General features: G+C 57.5%; 2 protein-coding genes. Both read left to right on the top strand.

Annotation, left to right across the window (positions count from 1 at the left end; translation table 11 throughout):
• On the top strand, nucleotides 1–147 hold a 147-nt coding region (locus EN851_RS34090), incomplete at its 5' end, for an aldehyde dehydrogenase family protein (protein ID WP_127316361.1).
• A gap of 844 nt (nucleotides 148–991) precedes the next feature.
• Nucleotides 992–1,298: ABC transporter permease subunit (locus EN851_RS34085; protein WP_145972393.1), on the top strand; the 307-nt coding region annotated here is incomplete at its 3' end.

Here is a 1,298-nt window from a genome sequence, read left to right as displayed (position 1 = left end):
CCGTTCGGTGGAGTGAAGAAGTCTGGCTACGGCAGGGAAAAGGGTCAGGAAGCCCTTGATGGCTACGTGCAGACCAGAAATATTGGCATCCGGATCTCACAACCCTTGTCTGGTTCGGGCAACAGCGTCCGCAACAGCTCCACTTGACCTAGTTGTCGCCAGCAGTTGTTCGCCATCCGCCACACGTTGGGTGTGGCGGCCGAGACGCCGGCATTTGCCAAGCTTTTTCGTTGCGCGAACGTAGCGCCGGACGCGATGGGCTGATCAGAGGGCCACGGCTGCCAGTTCAGGATTGAAAAATTGCTCAACTTATTGCGGTTCAGGTCATATGTCTGGCCCGCGGCACCGCCACTCCCTCTTTTCGAGCAGATTTTCTCGGACATCATTCGCGAAGATTCGGACGACCTCGAACGGGTACCGCGCTGCCTTACGGACGGCCTTGACGTCGTTGGCGAACGCTTGCGCTAAAGCTCCAGCGATGCGGCGTCAGCTCTTGCCGGAAGGGCCAGCACGTTCCGCATGAGGACCCGCAGCTCTGCTATGTCGCGCACTGCACCTCGCACCCTGATGCCTTCTGCGCATGTGAGATCACGCGATTTCTGGTATTCCGGGGAGGGGTCGCCGCCGGACGGCGCCAGCCAGGTCATTGCAATGTGGCGGATGCCGAGTTGCTGGGTACGGCTTCCCGCCGGGGTTGTCTCCCCCTGGCGCTGCCCCCATAACGGAACAGGTCTTTCCTCGGTCAGATTGTGCGCCAATACCAAAAAGAACGCAGATTTCCTGCGGGGCACGAGCTATACGAGCCCAAATCGGTCTTGGAAGCGTGCTACCTTAACGGCCAGACGGAGGGTTATGGAAGGACATTTGTCGGGTCATGTGAGCTCTGAGATTCGACCCTATGCCCAAGAAACAGGACCGCAGAGCTAGCGCCCTCCACTGACGGTGGCATTCGGGACTAGGCCTTAGTTCCGATGCGTAAAGAGGATGGTGAATGTCAATTTTGGAGTTTCTCCAACAATTTAAGCCCGTTCTACTGCAGGGAACGCTGGTCACATGCACGCAGTTCCTGCTCGCTGCTCTCATTGCGATCTTGGTCGCCCATGTGGCAGGACTTGGAAAGATTTCGAGAAACCCGCTGGTCCGCGGCGCTTCGGTGATTTACATTGAAGTGTTCCGCGGAACGTCGCTGCTAGTGCAGCTATATTGGATTTTCTTCGTGTTGCCGCTGTTTGGTATAACGCTTCCGAACTTCACCGCCGGCTACATATCCGTCGGCCTCAATATCGGTGCCTATGGCG

This window comes from Mesorhizobium sp. M8A.F.Ca.ET.208.01.1.1, from assembly GCF_004791315.1.
Classification (GTDB): Bacteria; Pseudomonadota; Alphaproteobacteria; order Rhizobiales; family Rhizobiaceae; genus Mesorhizobium.
This window is presented reverse-complemented; position numbering and strand designations above follow the sequence as displayed.